Genomic DNA, 1,604 nt, shown 5'->3' with positions numbered 1-1,604 from the left:
TTCTGGTTCTTCGGCCACCCCGAGGTGTACATCATCGCGCTGCCGTTCTTTGGCATTGTCTCGGAGATCTTCCCGGTCTTCAGCCGCAAGCCGATCTTCGGCTACAAGGGCCTCGTGTATGCCACCATCGCCATTGCTGCGCTGTCAGTGACGGTATGGGCCCACCACATGTACGTGACCGGCTCGGTCCTGCTGCCGTTCTTCGCGTTCATGACCATGCTCATCGCAGTGCCCACCGGCGTGAAGTTCTTCAACTGGATCGGCACGATGTGGCGCGGTTCGCTGACGTTCGAGACACCAATGCTCTGGAGCATCGGCTTCCTCATCACGTTCCTTTTCGGTGGCCTGACCGGTATCATCCTGGCCTCACCGCCGCTGGACTTCCACGTTTCTGATTCCTACTTCGTGGTGGCCCACTTCCACTACGTGGTGTTCGGCACCGTGGTGTTCGCGATGTTCGCCGGCTTCTACTTCTGGTGGCCCAAGTTCACCGGCAAGATGCTCAACGAACGCCTCGGCAAGATCCACTTCTGGCTCCTGTTCCTGGGCTTCCACGGCACCTTCCTCATCCAGCACTGGCTCGGCGTTGAAGGCATGCCCCGCCGCTACGCCGACTACCTGGTGGAGGACAACTTCACGTGGATGAACCAGTTCTCCACGGTTGCTTCCTTCGTCCTGGGTGCATCGCTCATCCCGTTCTTCTGGAACGTCTACATCACGTGGCGCAGCGGCGAACGTGTGGAGGTGGACGATCCCTGGGGATTCGGCGCCTCGCTCGAATGGGCAACGTCCTGCCCCCCGCCCCGCCACAACTTCACCTCACTGCCGCGCATCCGTTCGGAGCGCCCGGCATTGGACCTGCACCACCCCGAGCTCTCCCAGGTACACACAGTGGACTCACCGGCTCCGGCCGCAGCGGTACTCGGTAACGCCGACCAGAAGGACACAGCCAAGTGAAGATCGAATCATGGATTTTTGGAGGCGGCGTTTTCTTCTTCATTCCTGTCGCCTTGGTTTATGGCTTCCTGACCAACTGGAATGAGCCCGTGGGCCTGTTGGGTGTCCTGCTGTTGGCAGGCCTCGCAGGCATGATCGGCGGTTACCTTGGCTTCACCGGCAAGCGCGGCGGCCCCCGCCCGGAGGACCGCAGCGACGCCGAGATCCACGAGGGCGCCGGCGAGCAGGGCCACTTCAGCCCCTGGAGCTGGTGGCCGCTGGTCCTCGGCCTTGCATGCGCCGGAGGATTCCTCGGCATGGCTGTCGGCTTCTGGATCGTCTTCATCGCAGGCGGACTCGCGCTTGTGGCCCTTGTTGGATGGGTCTTTGAGTACAGCCGTGGAGACCACGCACACTAGCGTTGGCGCTCCGCTGCTGAACTAGGCAAACAACGACGTCGGGCCCAGGCAAGGGCAATGGCAAAGGCGGCCGCAATCCGCTATCAGCGACGCTCTGGCACTTCCTGCCGCTTTTCCTGCGACGCTCTGGCATTTCCTGCTGTTTTTCCTGTGACGCTCTGGCACCTTCGAAGGGCGAGTTGGATGAACTCCTTCGCTGCGAACGGCAGACAGGGGGGAGAGCCGGTTATGCAGTCACAAAAACTGGCG

The 1,604-nt window shown here is 61.6% G+C and carries 2 protein-coding genes; both read left to right on the top strand.

Features of this window, described 5'->3' with window-relative positions:
- On the top strand, positions 1-957 hold a 957-nt coding region (locus DBR22_RS25105), incomplete at its 5' end, for a cytochrome c oxidase subunit I (RefSeq protein WP_258229419.1).
- Entirely contained in the window at positions 954-1,355 is a 402-nt protein-coding gene (locus tag DBR22_RS22830) for a cytochrome c oxidase subunit 4 (protein ID WP_108600852.1), read from the top strand. The genes DBR22_RS25105 and DBR22_RS22830, both read left to right, overlap by 4 nt.
- Positions 1,356-1,604 lie beyond the last annotated feature (249 nt).

The organism is Arthrobacter sp. HMWF013, assembly GCF_003061105.1.
Taxonomy (GTDB): domain Bacteria; phylum Actinomycetota; class Actinomycetes; order Actinomycetales; family Micrococcaceae; genus Arthrobacter.
Note: the sequence above shows the minus strand (reverse complement) of the source record. Positions and strands in the feature narration are given on the sequence as shown.